This is a genomic window from Hymenobacter armeniacus (genome assembly GCF_014699055.1).
GTDB classification, from domain to species: domain Bacteria; phylum Bacteroidota; class Bacteroidia; order Cytophagales; family Hymenobacteraceae; genus Hymenobacter; species Hymenobacter armeniacus.
In genome coordinates this window covers 54,048-80,643 of record NZ_JACXAC010000001.1, presented here as the reverse complement: position 1 = coordinate 80,643, position 26,596 = coordinate 54,048, and the positions used below count along the sequence as shown (strand labels likewise).

Here is a 26,596-nt window from a genome sequence, read left to right as displayed (position 1 = left end):
TAAAAAACAGCGGAGCCGAAAGCACGCGGAGGCCCAAGACGTCCCTTTTTAACTTTTCATTCGCGCCTTTTAACGCAAATCGTCCGGCTCCCCTCTCCCTTGGGAGAGGGGCCGGGGGTGAGGCGCCACGTCGGGGGCGGCGGGACCGACGAAGCGGGCCCGGGCGAAACCCCAATTGTTTTGGACTTAACCGCGTTTTAATCCCATTAGCCGATTCTTAAAAGAATTTAATAAACCTTTAATCGGCTTCTAATAAACTTATAATTCGGCTTTAATCCCGGCCGTAGACCCCGCTTCTACCTTTGTCGTAGAAAGCTAGTCGTCTGCAACGGCAGACGGACGTGTCTTTTTTTCGCCCGAAGCTTCTTCCCCGCTCGGCCCGCCAGTTCCCAGCGGCCACTTTTCTCACCACGGTATCCTGCGCCTCGCTGCCTTCGGGCAGTGCCGGCACCGCTTTGCCTTTTTTCCAGCCTATGCCCACCACCCCCACCCCTCCCCGCGACTGGGATTTTTCCTATTTCAAAAGTGACGTGCAGGGTGGCCTGGTGTCGTTTCTGGTGGCCGTGCCGCTGTGCCTGGGCATTGCGCTGGCCTCGGGGGCGCCGCTGTTTGCGGGCATCATCGCGGGCATTGTGGGCGGGCTGGTGGTGGGCGTGCTCAGCCGCTCGGCCGTCAGCATTTCGGGACCCGAAGCCGGGCTGATTCTGGTGGTGGTGAGCAGCATGAGCGCGCTGGGCTCCTTCAAAGCCGTGCAGCTGGCCATCTGCGTGGCCGGCCTGCTGCAGGTGGCGCTGGGCGTAGCCCGGGCCGGCTTCATCAGCAATTTCATCCCCACTTCGGTCATCAAAGGCATGCTGGCGGCCATCGGCATCATCCTCATCCTGAAGCAGCTGCCCCACCTGCTGGGCTACGACCTCGACGCCGTGGAGTCGCTGGCCCTGTTTCCGTGGACCGGCGGCAACATTGCGGCCCTCGTCGAGCACGCCGTCGGGCAGATAAACGGCACGGCCGTGGCCATTGCGGCGGCCAGCCTGGCCGTGCTGCTGGCCTGGGAGCGGCCGGGGCTGCGCGCCCACCCGGTGCTGTCCAAAATTCCGGCGGCCCTGGTGGCCGTGGTGCTGGGCGTGCTGCTCAACGAAGCGGCGCGGGCCCTGAACCCGGCCTTTGCCTTGTCGGGCTCGCACCTGGTGCAGCTGCCCGTGCCGGGCAGCGTGGCCGAATTTGCGGGCCTGTTCACGCTGCCCGATTTCTCGCAGCTCACCAACCCCAACGTGTATACCTCGGCCGTGGCCATTGCGCTGGTGGCCAGCGTGGAAGCGCTGCTTTCCATCGAAGCCACCGACAAGCTGGACCCGCTGCAGCGCAAAACCCCCACCAACCGCGAGCTGAAGGCCCAGGGCGTGGGCAACCTGGTGAGCGGCCTGCTGGGCGGCCTGCCGCTCACCTCGGTCATTGTGCGCAGCTCGGTGAGCATCAACGCCGGCGGGCGCACCAAGCTGGCGGCGCTGGTGCACAGCTCCTTCCTGCTGCTGAGCGTGCTGCTGCTGCCCCGCCTGCTCAACCTGGTGCCGTGGGCGGCGCTGGCGGCCATCCTGCTCATCACCGGCTACAAGCTGGCCCGGGTGAGCGTGTTCCGCGAAACCTTTGCGGCGGGGCTCAACGAGTTTCTGCCCTTCGTGGTCACCATCGTGGCCATCCTGCTGACGGACTTGCTCATCGGCATCGGCATTGGCGCGCTGGCGGGGCTGTTTTTCATTCTGCGCGAAACCCACCGCAACGCCCATTTTGCGCAGCGCTACACCGTGCAGGGCCAGGAGCACACCCGCATCAGCCTGGGCGAGCACGTGTCGTTTCTGAACAAGGCCAGCATTTTGTCGGTGCTGAAGGACGTGCCCGCCGACTCGACCGTGGAAATCGACGCGACCAACTCGGCCTTCATCGACCGCGACGTGGTAAACGCCATCGAGAACTACCGCGAAACGGCCCGCCAGCGCAACATCGACCTCATTTTCATGCGCCGCGGCGACGACTACGCCCAAACCGTGGCCCAGCAGGCCCACGTGAGCGGCAAGGAAGCCGACTTCGAGGCCTACTACAAGCTCTTCGACAACAACCGCAACTGGGTGGCCGAGAAGCTGCGCCGCAACCCGCGCTTTTTCGAGGCCGCGGCCCAGCAGGCGCCCCGGTTCCTGTTCATCGGCTGCTCCGACAACCACGTGTCGGTGAGCGAAATAACAGGCACGGCGCCGGGCAAGGTGTTTGTGCACCGCAACGTGGCCAACCTGGTGGTGAGCACCGACCTGAACCTGCTCTCGGTGCTGCACTACGCCATCGAAACCCTGCAGATTCGCCACATCATCGTGTGCGGGCACTACGGCTGCCGGGGCGTGAAAACGGCCATGCAAAACACCGAGGCCGGCGTGGTCACGAGCTGGCTCAACAGCGTGCGCGAGGTGATGCACCGCCACCAGCACGAGCTGGGCAGCCTCGAAACCGAGCCCGAGCGCTACCGCCGCCTGGTCGAGCTCAACGTCATCGAGCAGGTGTACAACCTGCACCAGACCGCCGCCGTGCAGGCGGCGCACCGGCGCGGCGCGCCCCTGCACCTGCACGGCTGGGTCTACGACATCCACGGCGGCACCATCCGCGACCTGGAGGTGGACGTGCGCAAGGATTTTGCCGAGTACGACACCATTTTCCGCTACCAGGTGGTGCCCGAGGGCCTGCGCAAGCTGCCCGGCGAGCTCTACCAGGCGCCCTCCATCTACTCCGTGCACGCGGGCGGGCCGGGCGCCGTCATCGCCATTCCGCCCTTCGACAACGACGACGCCCTGGGCGTGCCGTAGCCCGCGGGCCGCGCTTTTCCCCGGAATTTTCACGGCCGGCGGCCTGCGGGCGCGGGCCAATTAGCCTGATTTGGGATGAAAGTATTGATTGTAGAAGAGGAACTGCCTGTCGTTTCCTACCTGCGCAGCGGCCTCGAAGCCTACGGCATGCAAACCGCTGTGGCCCTCGACGCCACCGCCGCGCAGCAAATGCTGGCCACGGCCCGCTACTCGGCCGTCATCCTCGACGTGCGCCTGCCCGAGATGGACGGCTTCGAGCTCTGCGCCCGCATCCGGCGCGAATACGAGAAGCTGCCCGTGCTCATGCTCACCGACATGGCCGCCACCCACCACAAGCTGCGGGGCTTTGAGGCCGGCGCCGACGACTACCTCGTGAAACCCATCGAAGTGCGGGAGCTGGCCGCGCGCCTGCGGGCCCTGCACCGCCGCTTCGGCACCACGCCCGCCGAGCGGGTGCTGAAAGTGGCCGACCTGGAGCTGCACAGCCACAGCAAAGTGGTGAAGCGCGGCGAAAAACGCATCGACCTCACGGTGCGCGAGCTGGCCCTGCTCGAATACTTCATGAGCAACCAGGGCCGCGCCCTCACGCGGGCCGAAATTGTGGGCAAGGTGTGGGACCTGGCCTTCGACACCGGCACCAACGTGGTGGACGTGTACGTGAGCTACCTGCGCAGCAAAATCGACAAGCACTTCTCGCCCAAGCTCATCCATACGCTCAACGGCGTGGGCTACGTGCTGGAGCACCGCGCCGCCTGACGCGCCCCCCGGCCGCGGGCCCGCGCCAAGCACAACAACAAAAGCGCGAACGGCGTTGGTGCCGCAGGGTTTAGCCGGGGTCGGAAAGCAAAAAACCGCGGGGGAGTAATGCGCATTCCGCTCGGAGACGGTAGCTTTACGTACGTTTTTCGGCAGTTCATGTGGCACACATTTCTGCCGGTCCACTTTTGCTCTCAGGCTGCCCCTGCCCGCTACGATGACTGCTTCCGCTACGCCCGTTGATTATCAGCGCTTGTTCCGTTCCCTGCCGGACAATTTCCTGCTCATGGCGCCCGACGCGACCATTCTGGACAACACCGACGGCCACGTGGCCGTGTCGCTGAAATCGCGGGAGGAGGCCGTGGGGCGCACCCTGTTCGAGGCCTACCCGTCCGTCGACCAGAACCAGGGCGACATCATCGCGGCCTCGCACGAGCACGTGCGCCAGCACCTGGAGCCCCACGCCATGCCCGTCATTCGCTACGACCTGGCCAAGCCCGCCGAGCAGGGCGGCGGCTTCGAGGAGATGTACTGGCAAGCCACGCACTACCCCGTGCTCGACGAGCAGGGCCGGCTGCAGTACATCCTGCAGCGCACCCAGAACGTGACCGAGCAGCTACGCGCTGCTCAGGAAGCCGCCAAGGCCCAGGCCGCGCTGGCCGAGGAGCAGGACCGCACCCGCTTCGTGCTCGAAAACCTGCCCGTGCTCATCTGGACCGCCGACGCCCAGGGGCAGCGCGACTACTTCAACTCGCGCTGGCTGGACTTCACGGGCCACCCGCTGGAAAAGCAAATCGGCGTGCAATGGGTCGACAGCATCCACCCCGACGACCGCAGCCGCGTGCTCAGCACCTGGCAGCGCTCCGTCGACACCGGCGACCTGTACCAGGTAGAATACCGCCTGCGCCGCCACGACGGCCAGTACCGCTGGATTTTGGTGCGCGCCACGCCCCGCCGCGACGCGGCCGGCACCATCAGCATGTGGGTGGGCGGCGCCACCGACATCCACGAGCAGCGCCAGATGGTGCAGGAGCTGCTGCAGGCCAACGAGCAACAGGGCATGCTCTCGGAGCAGGCCCACACGCTGTACCGCAAGGCCGAAAACCAGCGCGAGACCTACCACAACCTGTTCATGCAGGCGCCGGCCATGATTTGCATCTTGCGCGGCCCCGAACACCGCTACGAGTTCGTGAACCCGCAGTACCAGCAGCTGTTTCCGCACCGCGAGCTGGTGGGCCACAGCGTGGCAGAAGTACTGCCCGAGGTGCGCGAGCTAGGCCTCATCGACCTGCTCGACAACGTGTACCGCACCGGCGAAACCTACTTCGGCAACGAGTTGAAAATACAGCTGGAGCGCGACGCCAGCAAGGAGTTGCGCGACTCTTATTTCAACTTCATTTACCAGCAGTTCCGCGAAAACAACCAACCCGCCGGCATCATGGTCTTTGCTTTCGAAGTGACCGATTTCGTGCTGGCCCGCCAGGCCCTGGAGCGCCTCAACGACGTCCCCGGCAACTAGGCTCGCCTAGCCTGGCCGCCTGAGGCCGCTCCCTTTTCTTCTTATTTCGCTTACCCCTCCCCGCATGGCCCTCTCCTCTTTCGACTTTCAGCAAGCCCGCGTGAAGCAGGTGTTGTTTAAGTCGCGGCTGCGCTCGGTGCTCTACGGGGTACGCGAGGCCGAGCCCGAGTTGTTTTCGCTGCGCGACAACCCGCTGGGCCAGTGGCTTCAAAGCACCGTGAAGCCCGCCGTGGGCGCCAACTCCGACGTGCGCGAAATAGAGCGCGTGCTCCAGCAAATGCTGCAAACCGGCCAAGACCTGGCCGCCCGCTACAGCCGCGGCCAAATTGAGGAGTCGCGCGCCGGCCTCGACCAAATCAATTCCTACGCCGACCACATCGAAACCCTGCTCCACCGCCTCGAAAAAGACGTGGCCCAGGCATAGCCAGAACGTCATGCTGCGCTTGTCGAAGCATGACGGCCATCCCGCACGCTACTTGGCTGCTTACAGATTGAACAGCTCGGCCGCGTTGCGGGTGGTGGCTTCGGCCACTTCGGCTTCGGGGCGGCCCAGCAGGGCGGCCACGCGGCGCAGCACCAGGGGCAGGTAAGCCGGCTCGTTGCGCTTGCCGCGGTGCGGCACGGGCGCCAGGTAAGGGCAGTCGGTTTCGAGGAGCAGGTGCTGCAAGTCAATGCCCGGCAGAAACTGGTCGGCCCCGCCGTTTTTGAAGGTGGACACCCCGCCGATGCCCAGCTTAAAGCCCAGGCCGATGACGCGTTCGGCCTCCGCCGCCGTGCCCGAGAAGCAGTGAAACACCCCGCGCAGGGTGCCGTCCTGGGCGGCTTCCACCAGCGCCGCAGTTTCGGCAAAGGCCTCGCGGGTGTGCAGCACGATTGGCAACTGGTGCTTTTTTGCCATTTCCAGCTGAATGCGAAGGGCTTCCTGCTGCTCGGCCAGCAGGGTTTTGTCCCAGTACAAATCGAGCCCGGCTTCGCCCACGGCGGCAAAGGGCCGGCGCCCCAGCCAAGCCTCCACTTCGTACAAATCCTGCTCGAAGCTGCGCGTGACCGAGCACGGATGCAGGCCCATCATGGCAAAGCAGGTTTCGGGGGCTTGCGCCTCCAGCTCCAGCATGGCGTCGATGCTGCTGTGGTCGACGTTGGGCATCACGATGGTGCGCACGCCCGCGTCCTGAGCCCGGCGCAGGGCGTCGAGGCGGTCGGGCTTGAACTGTTCCGAATAAAGGTGAGCGTGCGAATCGGTGAGGTGCATATTATTGAGGTTATGCGTCAAAAATTATGAGTGGAAATGGCGTGGTAACGTCCGGCACCCTTCAATTTTATTCAGGTATAGCGCCGCCCTTTCCAGACCACGGCGCCGCCAAACAGGCGGAAGCCGACCAGGCTGAACGTGAGCGCCAGCGTGTAACATTCAAACAGCGGCAACCACCACCACGCCAGGCGCAGGCCCGCCCGCCGGTGCCCCAGGTGCGCCAGCGCGCCCTGCACCAGCACTTTGGTGCCCCACACCGCCAGCGCCGGGCCCACGCCTGCCGCCCACGCCAGCCCCGCCAGCGCCGGCCAGAAGCCACTGAAGAACAGCAGCTCCAGCCGCAGCCGCAGCGGCAGGGCCTCCACGCCGCGCAGCCAGCGGCGGCGCTGGCGCAGCAAGCCCGCCCAGTTCGGCATGGCCAAGGAATCGGCCCGCGCCTCGGTGCTGAATACGTGCCGGAAGCCAAAGCCCCGCGCCACCACCGCCTGAAACAGGGCGTAGTCTTCGGTCACGGAAAAGGGCACGGCCTCGTAGCCGCCAACGGCTTCGTAAGCGGCGCGCGTCACCAGCATGTTGTTGCCCATGGCCGTCACGGGGCGCCCCTGCTCGCTCACCACCTGCACCAGGCTCAGCGACAGCAGCCAATCGATGCCCTGCAGCCGATGAAACAGCCGCGGCCCGCGCACCGCCGTGATGCCCGTGACGGTGCCCACGCCCGTCGCCGCGTGGCCCAGCAGCGCCTCTATCCAGCCGCCGGGCAAGTGAATGTCGGCGTCGGTGATGAAGAAAAAGCTGGTGGTGGCGTGCCGGGCCAGGTGGGCCAGCACGTTGGCTTTGCCACGCGCCTGGCCCAGGTTTTCGGTGATGGGAATGACGCGAAACTGGCCCGCAAAGCCCCGCATGGCCGCCGCGGCTACTTCGGCGGTGCGGTCGGTGCTGGCGTCGTCGCCCACCAGTATTTCCAGCAGCTCGGCCGGGTAGCTGAGGGTGCGCAGACTGGCCAGGCAGCGCGGCAGGGCCGCTTCCTCGTCGCGGGCGGCAATGAGGACGCTCACCCGCGGCAGCGGCCTGGGGAGCGGCACCGCCGGCTGCGCGCCGCGCCGGGTAGCAAACCGCCAGGCGGCAACGCACAGCCCCAGCAGCCACAGCAGCAGAAAGCCCAGCAGCAAGCCGCTCACGGCGCCAAAAATTGGTAGCCCAACTCGGCAAAGTGCGCCAGCACGCGCGGCAGCACGAAGCGCAGCCGCGCGCTGGCCTTGCGGCTGTCGTGAAACACCAGCACGTCGCCGGGCCGCACGGCGGCCAGCGTGTAGCGCAGGCAGTCGTCGGGGCCGAGGGTGGGGTCGTAGTCGCGGGTGAGCACCGACCACATGATGACCCGATACTGCTGCTGCAATACCGGCAGCAAGGGCCGCGTGAGCCGGCCGTAGGGCGGGCGAAACAGCGGCGCCGGCGCGTTTTCGCCAGCTCCGCCGTGCTCTGTCATCAGCGCCTGGATGGTGGCCTGGCATTCAGCCACTTCGGCCAGGTAGTTAGCCCGCGACAAGCTCCAGGCGCTGCGGTGCCGGTGCGTGTGGTTGCCGAGGCGGTGACCGGCGCCCAGGGCGCTGCGGGCAATGTCGGGGTAGCGGCCCAGGTTTTCGCCCACGCAGAAAAAGGCTGCTTTCGCTTGGTATTCGGCCAGCTGCTCAAGCACCCAGGGCGTTTCCTCGGGAATGGGGCCGTCGTCGAAGGTCAGGTAGATGGCCGGGCCGCCGGCGGGCGTGGCGGGCGGCCCGGTCCACTCGCAGCCGGGAAAAAGGGCGTGCAGCAGTTGGGGAGGCCGCGTGAGCAGCGCCGCTTCGAGCCGGGAACCCATCTTCATCAGGAGCGCACGATGTGCATAAAGGGCACCTCCGTGTCGGGCAAGGGCCCCAGCACGGCCGCCAGCACCGCCAAAAACGCCGCGGCCGTGCCGGGCTGGCCGGCGGCCGGGCCGCGCCCCAGCTGGCGGTGCACCTCGCCCACCCACTCGCTCACCACGGTGGGCGCGCCGGCCGGGCCGCTCAGGCCCAGCGTGGCTTCGAGGGTGAAATAGCGGGGCCGGATTTCCTCGGCTTCGGTTTCGGCGGGCTCGTCTTCTTCGTACACCAGCGCCGAGAAATAGGCCTCCATGGTGGCCTGGGGCGGCGGCAGGTGAAACAGCGCCGTGGCGCGGCCGGCCACTTCGTGCCAGCTTAGCCGCAGGCCGCGGGGCGCCACTTTGTCGGCGGCGGGCAGATTTTCGGCGGCTTTGTCCCACACGTAGTGCAGCAGCTCCCGGGCCAGGAAGGGGTCGCTCAGCTCGGTGCGCACCGAGCCAGGGCGCCGCCAGGCCAGCTGGGGCAGCAGCACGTGGGTGAAGTTGTAGGAATGCAGACGCGCCATAAGCAGCCACAAAAGTAACGCGCAGAGGCGCGCGCCTGTCAATCAATTGGCCGGAAAGCCAAGGAAATTTTAAGCGCGGGTCTCTCTGATTACCAATCCTTCACTGTTTCCTGCCGATGGCCTGCAACACGGCTTCCCAGAGCACGTCGGCGCTGCGGCTCCACGAGAAGCGGCGCAGGTTTTGCCGGCCCTGGGCCGCCAGCTGGTGGCGCAGGCCGGCGTCGGGCCACAGGCGGGCCAGCCCGGCCGCAATGCTGGCCGGCGAGTGCGGGTCCACGAGCTCGGCGCCGCCCGGCCCGGCCACTTCGGGCATTGAGCTCAGGTTGGAGGTAAGCACCGGGCAGCCGCTGGCTTGCGCCTCCACGATGGGAATGCCAAAGCCTTCGAAATACGGCACGTACACCGTGGCCCGCGCCGCCGCGTACAGGCCGGCCAGTTCGGCATCGGCCACGCGGCCCGTGAAATGCACCGCCGACTGATGTCGCATCTGCTGGTAGGCTTCCAGAATGGGCCCGGCTTTCCAGGCCTTGCGCCCCACGATGAGCAGCTGGGCCTCGGCCGTGCCCGGCTGGTCCTTGAACAGGTCGAAGGCCCGCAGCAGGTTGCCCAGGTTTTTGCGCGGCTGCAGGGCGCCCACGAACAAGAAATACGGCTGCCCGTGGCTGAACCGGCGCCGAACCTCACGCTGCGCCTCCTCCGGCTGGGGCCGAAACAGCTCGGCCGGGGCGTTGTAGGCCACGCTGATTTTCTCGGGCCGAATGCCGTAGGTCTGCACGAGGTCGGCCTTGGTGGCTTCCGACACGGCCACCAGCTGCTGCGAGGCGCGGGCAAAGCGCGGCATGAAAAAGTGGTAGTACTTGCGCTGCAGCAGGCCCACGTCGAGCGGAAAGTGCTCGAAGGCTAGGTCGTGCATCACCGTGACGCGCGGCACCGCCGTGGCCAGCGTGGTGAACCCGTCCGGGCTCAGGAACGCGGCCGGGCGGTGCCGGGCCAGCCACAGCGCCACCGCCCCCTCAAACCACGCCACGAACAAAAACGGGTGCCGGGCCGGCGGCCGCAGCACGTGCGGCACCACGTTGGGCCCAAACAGGTAGCGCGCGTCAAACGCCCGGTCGAACAGAAAGTGGAACGTGACCTCCGGGTGCCGGGCCACCAGCCGGCTCAGCGTCTCATAGCTGAAGCGCCCGATGCCCTCTAGGTGGGCGCCCGGCAGCAGGAAACGGGTGTTGACGGCGACGTGAAGCGGTTGGGCTAAAGTATTCAAAACGTCATGCTCATCTTGCGTTCGCGCAGCCGAAGCAGCTCTACTGCGCAAGTAAATTATATAGTACTAAGGTAGAGATGCTTCGGCTGCGCGGACGCAAGATGAGCATGACGACCTTTTCGGTGAACCGCTTATCGTTTCGGAATCAACTGCCCAATCTCTTTGCGCTGCACCAGGCCGGTGCCCAGCACAATCAGCCCAAACACCGCGGCCATCACGCCGGCCTCCACCCACCAGCGCAGATACAGGCCGTATTGGAGCCCGTACCACGCGCCGCACAGCAGCCCAAAGGCCAGCAGCAGCCGCGCCAACAGCCGAACCGGCACGCCCACGCCCGTGCGCCGCACCACCAGCACCAGATAGCCCCCCGACACGGCCACGGCGCACAGCAGCGTGTCGAGCGAGGCCGCCACGGCGCCGTAGCGGGGCAATAAAAACAGGTTCAGGCCAATGTTGAGGAAGATGCTCAGGGCCACCAGCCAGCTCACGGCGCGCTCGTGGGTGGTGCTGGTGAGCAGGGTGCTGTAGATGGCGAAAAAGGCGTGCACCAGCACGTTGAGGAACAATATTTTCAGGCACAACGTCATGCGCGCCACCTCGGCCGGGGTGCTGTGGCTGAACTGCCAAAACACCACCTCGCCCCTAAACAGCACGAAGGCCACGATGAACAGCATGGGCAAGGTCACGATGCGCTGCCCGAACATGAGCAGCTGCCGCTGGGCGCCGGCATCCTTCGGCACGCTGGCAAACTTGGCAAAAAACAGCGGCAGCACCGTCCAGGCGTACATCATCACGGCGTCGACCCAGCGGTAGGCGCCGGCGTAGTAGCCCGCCTCGGTGGGCGAGGCCAGGCGTTCGAGCATCACCATGTCGATGCGCTCGTTTACGCCGTACAGCAGCGTCATGAGGGCGAAGGGCAGGCTGGCGCGCAGGGCGGTGCGGGCCACGGGGCCCTGCCAGCGGTACTTCACGCGGCCAAACAGGCGCGTCATCAGCCCGTAGGTGAGCACGGCGGTGAAGGCCGCGGCGCCCAGCCGGGCGCCCACGTAGTTGGGCAGCGTGAGGCCGATGGGCAAGAGCACAAGCACGGCCCCGAGCAGCACGAATTTTTCGAGCACCGAGAGCACGGCGTCGGTGTTGAATTTCTGGTGGGCCTGCAGGGTGCCGCGCAAAAACTGCCCATATTGGGCCAGCAGCAGGGCTCCGCCCACGGCCCCGAGCAGTACCAGTTCCATGCCCCGGTAGCCCAGCACCCAGCCCACTCCCACCATGGCCGCCAGCGCCACAAAGTTGAGGGCCCCGCGCAGGGGCAGCAGCGTGGGGAAGGTTTCGGCCATGAAGCGGGGCTCGGCGGCCACGCGCTGCACGGCGTAGGGCGTGAGGCCGAGGTCGGAAAGGGCGGCCACCACCAGCGTAAGGGCCGAGAGGGCCGTGACCAGCCCGAACGTGGCGTGCCCGAGCCGGTCCTGCACCAGGTTTTCGACCACCACCCAGCCGGGTTTCACCAGCAGGTTGAGCAGGACGACGAAGCTGATATTGCCAAAAAACCGTTTGATGCCGACGAGGTAGCTAAGGACGGGAAAGAATACCCGGCGCCCGGGGCCGGGCTCGCAAAGCTACGCACCGCGCCGGGCTGGCCGCGCAACGTGCCGGACGGGGCCGTTTTCCGGCTATCTTTGCCTGCCGCCCTCCCGCTTCTTCCACCCCATTTTAAAGAACGGACGTAGGCACCTTCTTTTCTGTATGTCTGCACCTTCTTTCTCGCTGGTGGGCCTGGGGCCCATTATCAACCGCTGGAAATACTTAGTGGCCGGGGCCGTGGCGCTGGCCGCCGTCGTGAGCATTGTGGTGGCGCTGCTGTTGCCCAACGTGTACCGCTCCACCGCCATCTTCATTCCCACCAACCCCCAGACCGCCGACCCCGACCGCCTGCTGGAAGAAAACGCGCAGCTGCGCAACAAGCTGGAGCTCAGCGGCCGGGCCGAGGACTTGGACCGCGTCATCACCATCGGCGAGTCGCAACCGGTGGCCGAGCTCATCATCCGGAAGTTCGACCTCTATCGGCACTATGAGGCCGGCGCGCCTGGCGATGACAAGACCGACAACTTCGTGCTGAAGGAATTTTCCGACAACCTGTCCATTGTGCATAACGAGCGCGACGCCATCGAGCTCACGTTCATGGATAAAGACAAAAAGCTGGCCGCGCAGGTGGCCAACGCCCTCGTGCAGGCCATCGACTCGGTGAACCAGCAGCTCACGCTGGAAAACCGCCGCAAGGTGGTTGACTTATACCGCCAGCGCTACGAGTACCTGAGCACCAGCTTCGAGCGCAGCCGCCGCGAGCTGGTGGGCGCCCGCAAGCGCTACGGCATCTTCGGCCTCGAAATGCAAGGCCGCTACATGGTGAAGCAGCTCATTGAAACCGAGGCGGCCCTGCGCAAAGCCGAAGCCAGCGGCGGCGACGTGGCCGGCCTGCGGCGCGCGTTGCGCGGCCTCACCCGCGCCGACGGTGGCAACCTCATCAACCTGGAAAGCTACGTGCGTGGCACCGACTCGCTGAGCATGTTCACGACCCGCGTGGCCGACCTGCAGGGCCGCCTCATCGGCGCCCGCTCGGCCTTCGAAACCGCCGAATTGAGCCTGCGGGGCCACCTTTCGAGCATCTACGTGGTGCAGAAGGCTTACCCGGCCACCAAGAAAATCAAGCCCGTGCGCTGGCTGATTGTGGTGGGGTCGGTGGTGCTCACGTTCGTGCTGTCGGTGATGTTCATCGCCCTGCTGGAGCTCTACCGCCGCAACCGGCCCAGCGCCGCCCGCCCGGCGTGACCCCCTCGGTTCCCAACCTGCTAAGCCGCTTGCGCCAGTCTTTCGACGGGCCGCAGCTACTGTTCATGGCTTTCATCGGCGTGCTGCTGCTGGGCGGCGCCGGGGCGGCCCTGCTGAGCATGCCGGCGCTGCTGCTCCCGGCCTTGCTGGCCGTGGCCCTGCTGGTGGCCCTGGTGGAATGGCGCTGCATATACTACTTACTGTTTTTCCTGCTGCCATTCTCCCAGGAAATCGGCCTGTTTGGCGGCCTAAGCATGGACGTGCCCTCCGAGCCCCTCATGCTGGCCCTCACGGGCTGCGTGGGCGCGAGCCTGCTGCTGGGGGCCGCCAACGGCCTGATTCCGCGCCGCGAGTGGCTCAACGCGCTGGTCGTCATCCTGGCCCTGATGCTGCTGTGGACGGCCGTCGACAGCTTTTTCTCCGTCGACTCGGTCAAATCCATCAAGTACCTGCTGGCCAAGGTGTGGTACCTCACCCCGTTCCTGCTGGGCACGCTGCTGATGGTGCGCCGGCCGGCCAATGCCTGGCGCTTTGCCGGGTTCTACGCCGCCGGGGCCTGCCTGAGCGTGCTCTACGTGGTGAGCCGGCACGCCACCAAAGGCTTCAGCTTCGCCGACATCAACTGGGCGCTGCACCCGTTTTTCCGCAACCACGTCATCTACGCCACCATGCTGGCGCTGCTGATTCCGTTTTGCTGGTTTGCGCAGCGCGCCGCCACCAAGGCGGGGCCGCGACTGGCCTGGCGGGTGGCACTGGGCATTCTGCTGTTTGGCCTGCTCACGTCTTACACGCGGGCGTCCATCTTGTCGCTGCCCATTGCGGCGCTGTATTTTGCGGTGATGCGCCTGCGCCTCACGCGGGTGGTGCTGGTGCTGGTGGCCGCCGCCACGGCCATAAGCGTGGCCCACATTGCCTCGGGCGACAACTACATGGAATTTGCGCCCAACTACGAGCGCACCATCTTCAACGGCAAAAACTTCGAGAAGCACCTCGAAGCCACCTACAAGCTGCAGGACGTGTCGGGCATGGAGCGGGTGTACCGCTGGGTGGCGGCCGCCCGCATGATTGCCGAAAAGCCCCTGGTGGGCAGCGGCGCCGCCACGTTCTACCCCGAGTATAAGCGCTACACGGTGAAGAGCTTCCGCACCTACGTGAGCGACAACCCCGAAAAGTCGACCACGCACAACTATTTCCTGCTGCAGTTGGCCGAGCAGGGCATCCCGGGCTTTTTGCTGTTCGTCATCTTCATTGCCACGGCCTTGCTCAAAGCCGAGCGCCTGTATCACCGCTCGCAGCAGCAGCCCGAGGTGCGGCGCGTGGTGCTGGCGGCCACGTTGTCGCTGGTGGTCATCGTGTTCCACCTCACCCTGAACGAGTTGGTGGAAGTTGACAAGATTGGGCCGGTGTTTTTCATCTGCATCGCCCTGCTCATTCGCAGCGAAAGCTGGCTGGCGGAAGCGGAAGACGACAAGCAACCGGCATTGCGGGCCTAGCGAAGCACGAACCGGCGGTTCGCGCTACTTAAACCGGCAGCTCAGAATGGTCACGTCGTCGGCAAACTGCGCGTCGTGGGCGCTGAAGGCGTTGATGCGGCGCAGCAGTTCCTGGTGCAGCTTGGGCAGCGGCAGGTAGCGGTTGCGCTGCAACACGTCGAGCACGCCCTCTTCGCCAAACTCATTGTTGTGCGCGTCAAACACTTCGGTGAGGCCGTCGGTGTAGAGCAGCAGCAGCGAATGCGGCGGAATCTCGACTTCGCCCACCCGCAGCAAGGGCAGTTCTTCCATGATGCCGAGCATGACGGTGCCGTGCTTAAGCGCGTTCACGGTGCCGTTGTCGAGCAGCAGCAGCGGGTCGTTGTGGCCGGCGTTCACGTATTGCAGGCGGCGGGTGCGGCGGTCGTAAATGCCCAGGAAAGCCGTGATGAATTTCTCGCCGCCGGAGTTGCGAAACAGCAAGTGGTTGAGCTCCGGCACGATGGTGGCCAGCTCCACGCCCTGGCGCAGCAGCGTGCGCAGCCCGGCCTGGAAGTTCGACATGAGCAGCGAGGCCGGCACGCCCTTGCCGCTCACGTCGGCCACGCACAGCAGCAGGCGGTGGGCATCGATTTCGACCACGTCGTAGTAGTCGCCGCCGATTTCGGTGTGCGGCACGTAGCTGCGCTCGATGGCTAGGTGCGCATCGTTGGGCAGGCTGCGCGGAAACAGCATGGCCTGCACTTCCTGGGCAATTTCTATCTCTTTGCGCACGGCGGCATCGGCCACGCGCTGGGCCTGCAGGCGGCGGTTTTCGACGGCCCCAATCAGGGTGTTGGCCAGCGAGCCGAGGAACGGAATGAGCTGCTGGCGCACCTCGTTGTCGCGCAGGCCGCCCACGAACACGTAGGCCGCCACCTGCTTCTGGCGCAGCACTGGAATCACCAGCTCGTACCGGTCCCAGGCCTCGCCGAGGTGCAGGTCTTCCACGGCCTGGGGCTGGGTCACGCCGCCGTCGCACAGGTGCTGGGTCAGCTCCAGCTTTTCGGCGTCGGCGAGGTCGCAGCCCAGGGCCACGCGCACCTGGAAGCCGTGTTCCTCGCGGGCAAACAGCAGCAGCTGCACCACGTTGCGCTGGCCCTGCAGGGTGAGGCGCAGCATGTGATAAAGCTCGTCCACGGTGTGGTCGCGGGCGGTCATGTCGTGGGCCACGCCGAGCACGGTATCCAGCTCGAACTGCTTGAGCAGCAGCTGTCGGCGCAACTGCTTGATTTGGTCGTCGCGCATGGCGACCTGGGTGCTCAACGCATCGGCCAGGGGCTCAGCAGAAGAAAGAGGGGCGGAAGCCATACAGCAAGGTAAGCACCCCGTGTGAAACGCGCATGAAAGGCGAACGGGGCTACAAACTTAAGCAGCCACGGGCGTTTTGGGGTCGTAGGCGTCGCGCAGGCCGTTGCCCAGCAGGTTGAAGCTGAGCACGAGCAGCGAAATGGCCGTGCCGGGCAGCAGCGTGAGCCACAGGCCGGCTTCAGTGCCCAGCAGGTCGTAGCCCTCCTTCACCATGAGGCCCCAGCTGGGCGCGGGCGGCTGCACGCCCAGCCCGAGGAAACTCAGGCCGGCTTCGAGCAAAATAGCCGCCGCAAAGTTGCTGGTGGCCAGCACGATGAGTGGCCCGCGCATGTTGGGCAGCAAATGCTGGGCAATGAGCCGCCAGGTGGGCAGGCCCAGCACGCGGCCGGCTTCCACAAAAGTGGCCGAGCGCAAGCTCAACATCTGGCCGCGCACCACGCGGGCCACGTCGACCCACATGGTGAGGCCCACGGCTACGAAGCTGACCCACACGCCTTTGCTGTCGAGCGCCAGGGAAATGGCGATAACCAGCATGATACCCGGAATGCTCCATACCACCGTCATCAGCCCCAGCAGCAACGAATCGACCCAGCCGCCGAAGTAGCCGGCCACGGCCCCCACGGCCATGCCCAGCGCCAGCGAAATGAGCACCGCCACCAATCCAATGCCTAGCGAAATGCGCGTGCCCAGCAGCAGCCGGCTCAGCTCGTCGCGACCGGCTTTGTCGGTGCCCAGCACGTAGCTGCGCGTGACGACGTGTTTTTCGCGGATTTCCTGCTGCAGGGCGGCGCGCGGGCCGGCGTGGCCCGTCACGGCCACCAGCGCCAGCCGGCGCGGGCGCCCCGCCTCGGCCGAGTGCTGGCCCAGCGGCTTCAGGATGATGGAGTCGCCCGAAAATTCATACCCGCCAATGGGCGTTTCCTGCAGGTCGGGCTCACGGCCGTGCAGCCAGGTGGCGAAGAGGTTGTCGGCGCCGGCCGAGTTGCGGGCCGAGTCGGGCAAGGGCTGGCGCAGCAGTTGCACGCGCAGGCCGGGCCGCTCTTTCTGAATCTGCACGAAGCCGTGGCTGGCGTTGGGCGAGTTGTCGGGCAGTATCCAGTAGCCCAGCAGCGCCACCAGCGTGCACAGCGCAATAAAGGCCAGGCCGGCCACGGCGGGCCGGTTTTGCCACAGGCGCTGGCGCACGTAGTAGCCCGGCGGCCGGGCCACGGCGGCCGCGCTGGGCGCAGGGGCCGGAGCGGGCGTCACTGCCGTTGCGGCCATGGTTAGCGGGTGTTGTGCTGCAGCAGGCCTTCCTTCGAGGCCAGGTAGGAGGCGTCGCGGGCGATGGCGCCGAACGAGGTGGTTTCGTAAGCCAGCTCGGTGTCGACGTCGGGCCAATAGCTGCGAATGAGTCCTTGCTCCAACAGGCTGCGCAGCTGGGCTTCGAGCTCGGCCGGCGGCAGGCCGGTTTTCTGGAGCAAGGCGCTAAACGGGGTGACGAAGTACAGCTCGTCGAGGAGGTCGAATTCGGGGTCAGTCACGGATGGGAACTGGCGTGAGAAGGTAGTTGGGCAAATGTAAGCCGGGCGGGCGGCTTCGCTTTTAATTTACCGCTACCTGTGGCGACTGGCCTTCTGCCCAGATGATATAAACCATAAGGGAATTGATTTCTTTATCGGACAAGTTGAACGAGGGCATCTGCTGCTTGTTGAATTTGTTGAACAGCGCCACCGCGTAGTCGTCGCCGCTGGCCACCACTTTGCTGGAGTTCTTCACCCACGGAATCAGCCAGGAGATGGGCCGGCGCTTGGTGATGCCGGCCAGGGCGGGGCCCACCACTACTTCGTTCACGGCGTGGCACTGCGCGCAATTGCTTTTGAACAGGGCGTCGCCCGCGGCAGCTATTTTGGCTTCGTCCGGCGACAAAGCCGCTACCACAACCGAAGCGTTTGCCGAATCGACAACGCCGCAGCTCGGCATATTTTCCGGGGTATTTTCGGTCAAGCCAACCGACGCGTCCTGCGCCGAAAACCCGGCCAGCCCGGCCGCGCTCAACAGGGTAAAACCAATCAGCACGACAATCAACGCCATGCCCACCGAAAGGGCGAAACCAACCGAATTGAACCGCATGAGTACCGGGGGTTGAGGTGGAATATATATGCGGCAAATTTACCATCCAAGGCCCCCGAAGCAGTTTTTTACGGCCTTTTTCTTTGGCCGCTAACTACCTCACGGCCCGCCCCTTCCACTGGTAGCCCCCGCGCAGGCCGGCCACGCCTACAGCCAGCGCATACGGCGCGTACAGCACTTGCAGCGGCAGCAGCAGCCACAGCCATTTCTGCCGCCCCAGAAACCGCAGCACCGGGGCCAGAAACCACGCGTCGGCGCCCAGCTTGAGCCCCCAGGCCGCCAGCACCCACGGCCAGAGCGCCGGCCATGCCAGCCCCACTCCTACCCCGGCGGCCAGCGCCACGTTGGCGCCCAGCACCAGCACGGCGAGGCGGCGCGACGCGGGGCTTTGATAGTACCGCCACTTGCTGGCCCAGCGCACCCGCTGGCGCAGCAGCGCCCGCAGCGTGGGCGGGGCGGCGGTGCGCACCACGGCCGCGGCATCGGCCAGAAAAAGGGCCGTGCCGGGAAACGCCCGGTGGATGTTGTGAAGCAGGAATTCGTCGTCGCCGCTGGCTAGGTGGGCGTTGTCGGCGAAGCCGCCCACGGCCTCGAAGGCGGCGCGGCGGTAGGCCAGGTTGGCGCCGTTGCACATGGTGGGCTGCTGGCGGGCCAGGCAGGCCCCGCCCACGCCCACCAGCCCGGCAAACTCCAGCCCCATGAGGTCGTTAAAAAAAGTAGCGGGGCCCGTGAGCAACACCGGCCCGCTGATGAAATTGGCTTGCGGCTGCCGCTGGAGCACGGCGGCGTAGGCGGCCAGCCAGTGGGGGCCGAGGCGGCAGTCGGCATCGGTGCACACCAGCCAGGGGGCGCGGGCCGTTTGCAGTGCTGCCTGCAGGGCCGCTTTTTTGCCAGTTTGGCCTTCGGCAAGCGAAACAAGGCGCAAGCGGAATTTTGATTCGGCCGCGGCAGCTGTAACCAAGGCCGCCGTGGCATCGGTGGAATGGTCGTCGGCGATGAGGACTTCGAACGCGGCGACTGGCAGCGTTTGCGCGGCCAAATCCTGCAGCAGCTGGGGTAGCGTGGCAGCCTCGTTGCGGGCGGCAATGAGCACGGAGAAGAGCGGCGCCGGGTCGGTTAACCCGTCAGCAGCAACTGAGAAAAGGGCTTCACTGGGCGCAAGAGCTTCTCCATTGCCGCGCCCGGCGGCTGGGCTGGCCGCGGCCACGTTGGTGCTTTCTGCCTTCTGCCTTTTCCAATTTTGCTCCCAGCCGCCGCGCAGCCACAGCATGAGCGCCGCATACAGCAGCGGCAGCGCCAACAGCGCCATTTCTGCCCACATCATCGGCCGGCGCGCTTCTCGCGCAGCACCCGCAGGCCCGGCACCAGCAGCAGGCCGGCCGCGCTGGGCAGGGCAATGTTGATGACCCACAAGCTCAGGCTGGCCGAGAGCACCGGCAGCGCCGGCTGCCCCAGCAGCCCAAACAAGTGCGTGGCCGACAGCTCCCGCACGCCCACGTCGGCCAGCGCATTGAGCGACGGCACCAACGACTTCAGCAAAAACGTGCCTGCTACCGCCGCCAGCCCCGACCCCAGCGGCGAGCTCACTCCGTAGGCACTGAGCAGCAGAAGAAACTGCGCGCAAAACACCCCATAGCGCAGCCCCGAAATGGCCAACACCGCGTGCAACGCCCGCGCCGGGTAGGTGGGCATGATGGCCAGCGCCGGCCGAAACCGCCGCAGCGGCCGCCACAGCCCCAGCGCCGCCAGCAGCAGCCGCGACCGGTACAGCGGCACCAGCACCAGCCCGCATAGCAGCACCGCCGACCCCACCACGCCCAGCCCCGCCGCCGGGTAGCCGCGCAGGTAAAACGAAAGCAAAAAATAGAGCAACCCCGCCACGCCCGCCAGCACCGTGGCCACCAGCTGGCAATAGCGCCCCAGAAAAACAGCCCCCAGCGCACTCACGCGGCGGCTTTTGAGCTCGATGATGCGGCCGGCGTAGTCGCCCACCCGGTTGGGGGTGGCAAAGCCCAGCGTGAGGCCCACCAGCACCGCCCGGAAGCTGCGCCCAAACGTGACGGGCTCTAGGTGCCGGGCCAGGCGGTACCATTTCCAGGCCTCCAGGCCCCAGTTGAGGGGCACCAGCGCCAGGGCCAGCAGCACCGGGCCGCGCCCGGCCCCGCTGAGCGTGGTGGCCAGCAGCTGCCGCCAGGCCGCGGCCGTGTCGGGCGCCGCGAAGATGCTGTTGTACAGCAGCCCCAACGTGAGCAGCGTGACCCCAATTTTGCCCCAGAACACCAGCCGGCGCCACTGCCGGGCACGGCGGGGCGCGGGCTCTGGCAAGTTTGGGCCGCGCGGACCTTCCGGGCCCGGTATTGCGTTGGAGCGGGACCGCGCCGCGGCGGCGGCCCCGGGCTGGCCGGGGTCGTAACTTTGTGAGAGATGCCTGCCCCCCAACGCCCCCGCCCCGCTCCTGCCCTCGACCTGCTGCCCAAAATCATTCTGGGCGTCGACCCCGGCACCCAGATTATGGGCTACGCCCTGATTGAGGTGCGCGGCCAGCGGGTCGACGTGCTGTGCTACGACGTTATCAATATGAAGGCCTTGGGGTCGAATCACGCCGTAAAGCTAAAGCGGATTTTCGACCGCATGCTGGAGCTCATCGACGAGTACCTGCCCGACGAGCTGGCCATCGAAGCCCCGTTTTTCGGCGTCAACGTACAGAGCATGTTGAAGTTGGGCCGGGCCCAGGGCGTGGCCATTGCCGCCGCCCTCTCCCGCCAGATTCCCTACGTGGAGTACGCCCCCACCAAGGTGAAGCAGTCCGTCACCGGCTCGGGCTCGGCCACCAAGGAGCAGGTGGCCCACATGCTGCGCCAGACCCTGAAGCTGCCGCCCATCGCCGAAGCCAGCAAGTTTCTAGACGCCACCGACGCCCTGGCCGTGGCCCTCTGCCACCATTACATGAAGGGCAACAACACCACCGTGAGCGGCGGCAAAAGCTGGGGCAAGTTCCTGGCCGAGAACCCCGAGCGGCTGGGGGCGAGCACGGGGGTGGCGAAGAAGAAGGCGCCGGCGAAGGGGTAAGCCCTTTGCGCACGCCGGCTGCAAGCTTCTGGTAGTCTGAGGGCTTAGCCAATGCGTACCACCAGCCCCGACTGTGCGTCAACGCGGCGAAGCATTGCCTCAAAGCCGGCAATTACCTCTTCTATTTCAGCGCTTTGGTAGTCGTAATACTCCCCATTTAAGTCCGCCAAAAACGCGGTGAAACGTGCAAGAAAATCGGGTCGGGCCACTTGCCGGAGCAACCAATCCCGGTCAGCCGCCACCAGCAATACCACAAAGCTTTCTCGATTCTCCGAGAGCCTGGCCGAGTACTGGTGGAGGATTTCCTGGTAATTCAATTCATCTATAATGAATGCAAAAAAGTCGGCCAGCAATGTGGCGTTCAGGTCGTTGGGAAGTTGATGGGTCCGGGCGTTTAAATACTGGTCGAAATTGTCAATCGTCCTCAACCATTTTCTGGTGATTTTGGAAGCTTCGACTAACTCTTCCGGCATTGTTTCAGGACCGAACCTTCTCACGTCTACCAGCATGCTCATGGGCTATTCGTCAAGCGGGAATTCCTGCCATATCTTTTCCTCGTCCGGCTCAAATACGTAGGCCGACAACATGGTAACAATGTCCGAAAACTGTCGGCATTTTTCTAATTTGGCTTTCAACGACGTTGCGTCAACCCACTGCGTTAGTACGTCATCGTCTTTATCGATGCAGTTCTGCATCTGCGTCTTCAACTCTTCCAGCGCGTAAGTCCCCGCTTGTTTCCAAGTCCGACTTACTTCCAGCGTAGGGTTGTAGAAAGTATGGGCCAGAATTCGATTTAAAAGCGTAGGCTTGAAACTACCGGAACGAACTTCCGACTCCCACAGTCTGCCGCTTGCGTCGAAGAATCGCTCGTTAATTGGGTCTTTCCTCAGCAATTCCCGAGCCGATGCGGTGCGTAAATCATCACCTTTCGTCACCAAAATAACAGCATTGTTGGCTATTAAAATCAGGGGTAAAACTGGCTTCATTGCTCAGGTCGTCTTCACAAACGTTGTAACTTAAGACCATACGGTCCGAACCTCAACCGACGGCCAATTCTACTGGTTTTCCACCAGCAGCGCCCCCGCCGCATACGTCACCGCGTAGCCGCCGATGTCCACCCTATCGCCGCGCAGACGGCACCATAAATCCCCGCCACGAGGCGAAATCTGCCGGGCTCTTAATTCGGTTTTGCCTAGCTTCTGGGCCCAGTAGGGAATGAGCGTGCTGTGCGCTGAACCCGTCACGGGGTCTTCGGGCACGCCCACGCGGGGTGCGAAAAAGCGCGACACGAAATCGATGCCATTGCTGCCGGGCGCGGTGGCGATGACGCCCACGTACTCCAGCGCGGCAATGCGGGCGTAGTCGGGTCGGAGGGCCAGTACTTCGGCTTCGGTGTTGAAGACGACGAGCAGGTCGCGGGCGGCCAGCACGTGCAGCGGCGTGGCGCGCAGGCCGTCCGCCAGCCCGGTGGGGTGGCTGGTCAGCTCCTGCGGCGGGCGCGAGGGGAAGTCGAGGGTGAGGCGGCCATTGGCTTCGCGGGCCACCCGCAAAGGGCCGCTCTGGCTGTGAAAGGTGACCTGCGCTTCCGAGAAGCCCAGGTGCGTGAACAGCACGTGCGCCGAGGCCAGCGTGGCGTGGCCACACAAGTCGATTTCCACGGCCGGCGTAAACCAGCGGATGTCGTACTCAGCCGGCGCGCTGGCGCGGGGCACGATGAAGGCGGTTTCGGCCAGGCTGTTTTCGGCGGCGATGCGCTGCATGAGCGCGGCCGGCGGGAAAGTTTCGAGCGGGCACACGCCGGCGGGGTTGCCGGTGAAGGGCGTTTGGGCGAAGGCGTCGACGTGGAAGTAGCGCATGGCGTGGGGGCAGGTTAGGCGAGGCAGCAATGGTGCGGCAAGAATACGGCGGCGGGCGCTTGGCCGCATGGTTCGGGGGCGTCGGCGCGTGAATTTTTCAAAATAACTTAGGGGCCACGCAACCGCGCCGGCCGGCCGCCGGTCATGGGTTCAGATGCCGGGGGCTGTACAGCCCGGCGTCTTCACACTTTTACTGCATGCCGCCTTCCCTTGCCCCGGTTGATGAGGCCTTGCTGGCGGCGTGCCGGCGGGGCGAATCGGCCGCGCAGCACCGGCTCTATCAACGCCTCGCCTATGGCCTCATGGGCGTGTGCCTGCGCTATTGCCCCAACCGGGCCGAAGCGGAGGACGCCCTGCAAAACACGTTCGTTAAAATTTTCACCCGCCTCGACCAATACCGCGGCCAGGGCCCCTTCGAAGCCTGGGCCCGGCGCATTGCCGTCACCACCTCGCTGCACGCCCTGGAGCAGCACCGCCTGCGCCACCCCGGCCCCAGCGGCGAGGCGCTGGACGAAATAGCGGCCGACCTGCCCGCCCCCGAGCCCTCGGCCGTGGAGCAGCTGGCCGCCGACGACCTGCTGGCCCTGCTGGCCACGCTGCCGCCCGGCTACCGCACGGTGCTCAACCTCTACGCCGTGGAGGGCTACTCGCACCAGGAAATTGCTGAACTGCTGGGCATTGCCGAAGGCACCAGCAAATCGCAGCTGGCCCGGGCCCGCCGCCTGCTCGAATCCCGCCTGGCGGCCCACCATCACCCCCAATTGCCATGACCGACCGCGAACCCGACGACCTGTACGATGCCTTGCGCCGCCGCTTGGCCGACCACGGCCAGGAGCCGCCCGCGCCGCTGTGGGCCAACATTCGGGCGCAGCTTCCGCCGCCGGTGGCCGCGCCCCAGCTGCGCAAGCGCAGCCACAAACGCACGGCCGCCGCGCTGCTGCTCCTGCTACTGGCCGTGGTGGGAACGGTCGGCTGGCAGTGGTGGCGCGTGGGCCAGCGCCGCGAGCTGGCGCAGCAGGCGGCCAGGCGGGCCGACCAGCAAAACCAGCTGGCCACAGTGCAGCCGGGCACTGCTCAGGCGCCCGATGCCGCGCGCTCAGGCTCAGCCAGCGAGGGGCCCGTGGCGGGCGTTGCGCCGGCTTCGGATGCAGCCTCTTCCAGTGCGCCAACGTCCGCAACTCCAGCCGTTGCAGCGGCCGGGGAAGCGGCGCCGGGAACGGCTACGCCAAGGAATGCTGTGGCTGGGGATGGTACCGGACCGGTTTCTGGACCTGGTAGTACTGGCGCGGTAGTCGCTTCCGGCGCTATTACGGCAGCTTCGCGGCCGGCCGTGAAAACCGCGACTGGCCGCACGGAGGGAATAGCTATGGTTGGCCGTTCGGCCCGGAAACGCCGCTTTGCCGCCGCGCTGGTCAAGCCAGCGACAGAAGACCAGGAAGCGGCAAGTGCTGCCCGGCCGGGCCCGGCCGGGCGTCCGGTGAACGTTGCCGCTGTCACGGTGGCGGTGGTTGCGCCTCGTGCGGCCGCTTCTGAGGAGGCGGGCCGCATGAATGATATCGGAGCAACGCCAGGCAGCCAGAGCGGCTTAGCCAACGGCGAAATGGGCAGCACGCAGGCAGCGGCCGACGCCGGGATTTCGAGCCGCGAAGCAGCTTCATCCACGTGGACGAGCCCGTTGGCCTTGCGCCGCGCAACGCTGTCGCCCGTGGAGATGGCAGCGTTGCGCCTGGCCCTGCCGGCCGACACGCTGCCTCGGCTCCCGGCGGTGCCTGTGCGCCGCTGGGCAGTGCAGGTGGTGGGCGGACCAGCTTACACCTACCGGCACCTCAGCCAATCCAATGACCTAGCATATAACGCTCCTAGCTCGCCAACGCCAAACACCATCAGGTCGTTTGACACGGCAGGTAGCGTGCGCGAACAGCAGGAACAAGCCGGCACTGGCCTGGCGCTGGCGCTGCAAGTGCGGCGCGTGCTCAGCGGCCGGTGGAGCCTGAGCGCCGGCCTGGGCTACCAGGAATACGCCCTTCAGCGGACTTATGACGAAGTAAAAGCCATTACCTCGTCGATTCCGCCGGTGGTGGTATCGAACCCGCGGCCACCTGTCACCACTTACGTCTTCACGCAAAGCACTTACCGCGATACCTACCGTTTCCTCACGGTGCCGGTGCGGCTGAGCTACGTTCTCGGGGCCACCAAAAAACTCAGCTATGCCTTCAGCGGCGGGGCCGATGCCGCTTTTTATCTGGGCGGCAACAGCGCCGGCTCCGACGCGGCCCGCCACGCCTGGGGCCCGGGCGCCGACGGCCCCAACCGCGCGCTCAACCTGTCGCTCAGCGGCGGGCTCGACGTGCGCTACCGCGTGGCCCCGCGCCTGGAGCTGCTGGCCCAGCCCAGCGCCACGTACTTCCTCAACTCCCTGGCGAAGCCGGTTTCCGGCCTCACGCCCCGGCACTTGCTGGGCGCGGGCGTGCTGCTGGGCGTGTCCTACGACTGGCGCTAAGCAGCGAGGCTGAACAGGGTAGAGACGCGACATGTTGCGTCTCTACCTCCTGGTGGCTTCTACCGGGCCCGCAACTTATTGCAGCTCGCCGCCCACAATCACCTCGCGCACCGGGTTTTCGCCCAGCCAGTACGGGATTTCGGCCACGCTGCCCACGTTGAGCAGCAGGAGGTCGGCGCGCTTGCCGGGCTCCAGGCTGCCGCAGTCGGCGGCGTGGCCGAGGGCCCAGGCGGCGTTGAGGGTGGCGGCGGCCACGGCCTCCTGGGGAGTGAAGCCCATTTTGAGGCAGGCCAGGGACATGGCAAGCCACAGGTTTTTGCTGGGACAGGAGCCGGGGTTGAAATCGGTGCTCACGGCCACCGGCAGGCCCTGGTCGATGAAGGCGCGGCCGGGCGCATACTTGTCTTGGCGCAAAAACAGCGGCACCAGCGGCAGCAGCACCGCCACGGTGCGCCCCTGGCTGCGGCGCGCAATGCGGCCGGCGGCGTCGGGCGTGAGGTAGTCGCAGTGGTCGATGCTGGTGGCGCCCAGCTCGGCAGCCATTTCGCAGCCGCCCAGGTCGTGCAGCTGCTCGGCGTGAATTTTTAGCCCGAAGCCCATTTTGTGGGCCTGCGTGAGGAAATACTGCGCCACGTCGAGCAGAAATGCGCCCGCCTCGCAGAAAATATCGACGTAGGCTGCTTCCCCTTTCAGGTCCGACAACACTTCGCGCAGAATGAAATCGACGTAGGCGCGCGGGCCGGCTTCCTTGAACTCGGGCGGCACCACGTGAGCGCCCAGGAAGGTGGGCACCACCCGCACCGGCTGCCGGCGGCCGGCCTCGCGGGCCACCCGCACCAGGCGCAATTCGGTGTCGCGGTCGAGGCCGTAGCCGCTTTTGGCCTCCAGCGTGGTCACGCCGTAGCGCAGAAACCCGTCGAGGTGATGCAGGGCGTTGGCCAGCAGCTCGGCCTCCGGGGCGGCGCGGGTGGCGCGCACGGTACTCAGGATGCCCCCGCCGCTGGCCAGGATGTCGAGGTAAGACTCGCCGCGCAGCTTGCGCTCGAACTCATGGGCCCGATTGCCACCAAACACGAGATGGGTGTGGCACTCCACCAGGCCCGGCATTACCACGCGGCCGGAGGCGTCGAGCAAGCGGGTTTCGGGCGTGATGTGGGCCAGGTCGAGCTCGTCCATCGGGCCCACGGCCACGATTTTATCGCCCCGGCAGGCCACGTAGCCGCGCTCGATGATGGTCCAGTTGTGCAGGTCGGGCCCGGCCAGGGGGCGGTCGGCGGGGCCGCCGGCCAGGGTCAGCACCTGGGCCGCATGCTGAATGACGAGGGTGTAGGGAAGCATGCGGCAAATAACGCTGGCCGTAATGAAGAA

The 26,596-nt window shown here is 65.9% G+C and carries 25 protein-coding genes; 9 read left to right on the top strand and 16 right to left on the bottom strand.

All coding sequences use genetic code 11. The features are described 5' to 3' along the window. Positions 1-473 precede the first annotated feature (473 nt). From IC234_RS00375 to IC234_RS00360, 4 genes are all read left to right on the top strand, one after another. The gene (locus IC234_RS00375) at positions 474-2,846 is read left to right on the top strand and encodes a SulP family inorganic anion transporter (protein WP_190921853.1); all 2,373 of its coding nucleotides are present in this window, start codon (positions 474-476) and stop codon (positions 2,844-2,846) included. A gap of 75 nt (positions 2,847-2,921) precedes the next feature. After that, positions 2,922-3,602, top strand: coding sequence for a response regulator transcription factor (locus IC234_RS00370; RefSeq protein ID WP_190921852.1), 681 nt, complete (start codon positions 2,922-2,924; stop codon positions 3,600-3,602). A gap of 217 nt (positions 3,603-3,819) precedes the next feature. Continuing rightward, positions 3,820-5,121: a PAS domain-containing protein gene (locus tag IC234_RS00365; protein WP_190921851.1), complete on the top strand. Its 1,302-nt coding sequence runs from the start codon at positions 3,820-3,822 to the stop codon at positions 5,119-5,121. A gap of 64 nt (positions 5,122-5,185) precedes the next feature. Beyond that, entirely contained in the window at positions 5,186-5,545 is a 360-nt protein-coding gene (locus IC234_RS00360; protein ID WP_190921850.1) for a hypothetical protein, read from the top strand. Between the two features lie 60 nt (positions 5,546-5,605). On the opposite strand, the gene IC234_RS00355 is transcribed toward IC234_RS00360, so the two are convergent. The 6 genes from IC234_RS00355 to IC234_RS22100 form a co-directional block, all read right to left on the bottom strand. Beyond that, positions 5,606-6,373, bottom strand: a complete 768-nt coding sequence (locus IC234_RS00355) for a TatD family hydrolase (RefSeq protein WP_190921849.1) — start codon at positions 6,371-6,373, stop codon at positions 5,606-5,608. A gap of 71 nt (positions 6,374-6,444) precedes the next feature. Beyond that, the gene (locus tag IC234_RS00350) at positions 6,445-7,551 is read right to left on the bottom strand and encodes a glycosyltransferase (protein WP_190921848.1); all 1,107 of its coding nucleotides are present in this window, start codon (positions 7,549-7,551) and stop codon (positions 6,445-6,447) included. Further along, the gene (locus IC234_RS00345) at positions 7,548-8,237 is read right to left on the bottom strand and encodes a polysaccharide deacetylase family protein (protein WP_223827413.1); all 690 of its coding nucleotides are present in this window, start codon (positions 8,235-8,237) and stop codon (positions 7,548-7,550) included. Before IC234_RS00345 ends, IC234_RS00350 begins: the two co-directional genes overlap by 4 nt. Then, complete coding sequence (locus IC234_RS00340) at positions 8,237-8,779, bottom strand: hypothetical protein (protein ID WP_190921847.1); 543 nt, start codon at positions 8,777-8,779, stop codon at positions 8,237-8,239. Before IC234_RS00340 ends, IC234_RS00345 begins: the two co-directional genes overlap by 1 nt. A gap of 100 nt (positions 8,780-8,879) precedes the next feature. Beyond that, complete coding sequence (locus IC234_RS00335) at positions 8,880-10,043, bottom strand: glycosyltransferase family 4 protein (protein ID WP_190921846.1); 1,164 nt, start codon at positions 10,041-10,043, stop codon at positions 8,880-8,882. A 131-nt stretch (positions 10,044-10,174) separates the two neighbouring features. After that, complete coding sequence (locus IC234_RS22100) at positions 10,175-11,578, bottom strand: oligosaccharide flippase family protein (RefSeq protein ID WP_317173325.1); 1,404 nt, start codon at positions 11,576-11,578, stop codon at positions 10,175-10,177. 208 nt (positions 11,579-11,786) lie between these two features. Between IC234_RS22100 and IC234_RS00325 the strand changes: the two genes are divergently transcribed. Together IC234_RS00325 and IC234_RS00320 are read left to right on the top strand one after the other, a co-directional pair. Next, positions 11,787-12,869 carry a GumC domain-containing protein gene (locus IC234_RS00325; protein WP_190921844.1) on the top strand — a complete coding sequence of 361 codons (1,083 nt, stop codon included), beginning with the start codon at positions 11,787-11,789 and terminating at the stop codon, positions 12,867-12,869. A gap of 29 nt (positions 12,870-12,898) precedes the next feature. After that, positions 12,899-14,362, top strand: a complete 1,464-nt coding sequence (locus IC234_RS00320; protein ID WP_223827412.1) for an O-antigen ligase family protein — start codon at positions 12,899-12,901, stop codon at positions 14,360-14,362. Between the two features lie 24 nt (positions 14,363-14,386). Here the strand turns inward: IC234_RS00320 and IC234_RS00315 are convergent, their stop codons facing one another. From IC234_RS00315 to IC234_RS00290, 6 genes are all read right to left on the bottom strand, one after another. Further along, on the bottom strand, positions 14,387-15,691 hold the full coding sequence (locus tag IC234_RS00315; RefSeq protein ID WP_223827411.1) for a PP2C family protein-serine/threonine phosphatase: 1,305 nt from the start codon (positions 15,689-15,691) through the stop codon (positions 14,387-14,389). Between the two features lie 57 nt (positions 15,692-15,748). After that, positions 15,749-16,954, bottom strand: coding sequence for an ABC transporter permease (locus tag IC234_RS00310; RefSeq protein WP_190921842.1), 1,206 nt, complete (start codon positions 16,952-16,954; stop codon positions 15,749-15,751). Positions 16,955-16,956: 2 nt separating this feature from the next. Further along, entirely contained in the window at positions 16,957-17,214 is a 258-nt protein-coding gene (locus tag IC234_RS00305) for a hypothetical protein (protein ID WP_190921841.1), read from the bottom strand. A gap of 61 nt (positions 17,215-17,275) precedes the next feature. Further along, positions 17,276-17,803 (bottom strand): cytochrome c, encoded by a 528-nt coding sequence (locus IC234_RS00300; protein WP_223827410.1) that lies wholly within the window; start codon positions 17,801-17,803, stop codon positions 17,276-17,278. 94 nt (positions 17,804-17,897) lie between these two features. Next, positions 17,898-19,127, bottom strand: coding sequence for a glycosyltransferase (locus IC234_RS00295; protein WP_190921840.1), 1,230 nt, complete (start codon positions 19,125-19,127; stop codon positions 17,898-17,900). Beyond that, complete coding sequence (locus IC234_RS00290; protein WP_190921839.1) at positions 19,124-20,128, bottom strand: lysylphosphatidylglycerol synthase transmembrane domain-containing protein; 1,005 nt, start codon at positions 20,126-20,128, stop codon at positions 19,124-19,126. The genes IC234_RS00295 and IC234_RS00290 overlap by 4 nt, the downstream gene beginning before the upstream one ends. Before the next feature lie 99 nt (positions 20,129-20,227). Between IC234_RS00290 and ruvC the strand changes: the two genes are divergently transcribed. After that, positions 20,228-20,872 (top strand): crossover junction endodeoxyribonuclease RuvC, encoded by a 645-nt coding sequence (gene ruvC, locus IC234_RS00285; protein ID WP_190921838.1) that lies wholly within the window; start codon positions 20,228-20,230, stop codon positions 20,870-20,872. A gap of 44 nt (positions 20,873-20,916) precedes the next feature. Here ruvC and IC234_RS00280 read toward each other — a convergent pair whose 3' ends face one another. From IC234_RS00280 to IC234_RS00270, 3 genes are all read right to left on the bottom strand, one after another. Next, positions 20,917-21,387 (bottom strand): hypothetical protein, encoded by a 471-nt coding sequence (locus IC234_RS00280; RefSeq protein WP_190921837.1) that lies wholly within the window; start codon positions 21,385-21,387, stop codon positions 20,917-20,919. Positions 21,388-21,390: 3 nt separating this feature from the next. Next, a complete protein-coding gene (locus tag IC234_RS00275) occupies positions 21,391-21,858 on the bottom strand; it encodes a hypothetical protein (protein WP_190921836.1) in 468 nt (155 codons plus the stop codon). Positions 21,859-21,927: 69 nt separating this feature from the next. Next, positions 21,928-22,728 carry a PhzF family phenazine biosynthesis protein gene (locus IC234_RS00270; RefSeq protein ID WP_190921835.1) on the bottom strand — a complete coding sequence of 267 codons (801 nt, stop codon included), beginning with the start codon at positions 22,726-22,728 and terminating at the stop codon, positions 21,928-21,930. A gap of 197 nt (positions 22,729-22,925) precedes the next feature. On the opposite strand from IC234_RS00270, the gene IC234_RS00265 reads away from it, so the two are divergent. Continuing rightward, positions 22,926-23,498 (top strand): RNA polymerase sigma factor, encoded by a 573-nt coding sequence (locus IC234_RS00265; protein WP_190921834.1) that lies wholly within the window; start codon positions 22,926-22,928, stop codon positions 23,496-23,498. Next, complete coding sequence (locus IC234_RS00260; RefSeq protein WP_190921833.1) at positions 23,495-25,228, top strand: hypothetical protein; 1,734 nt, start codon at positions 23,495-23,497, stop codon at positions 25,226-25,228. The genes IC234_RS00265 and IC234_RS00260 overlap by 4 nt, the downstream gene beginning before the upstream one ends. Before the next feature lie 75 nt (positions 25,229-25,303). Here the strand turns inward: IC234_RS00260 and hutI are convergent, their stop codons facing one another. Next, positions 25,304-26,566: an imidazolonepropionase gene (gene hutI / locus IC234_RS00255; RefSeq protein ID WP_190921832.1), complete on the bottom strand. Its 1,263-nt coding sequence runs from the start codon at positions 26,564-26,566 to the stop codon at positions 25,304-25,306. Positions 26,567-26,596: the final 30 nt, after the last annotated feature.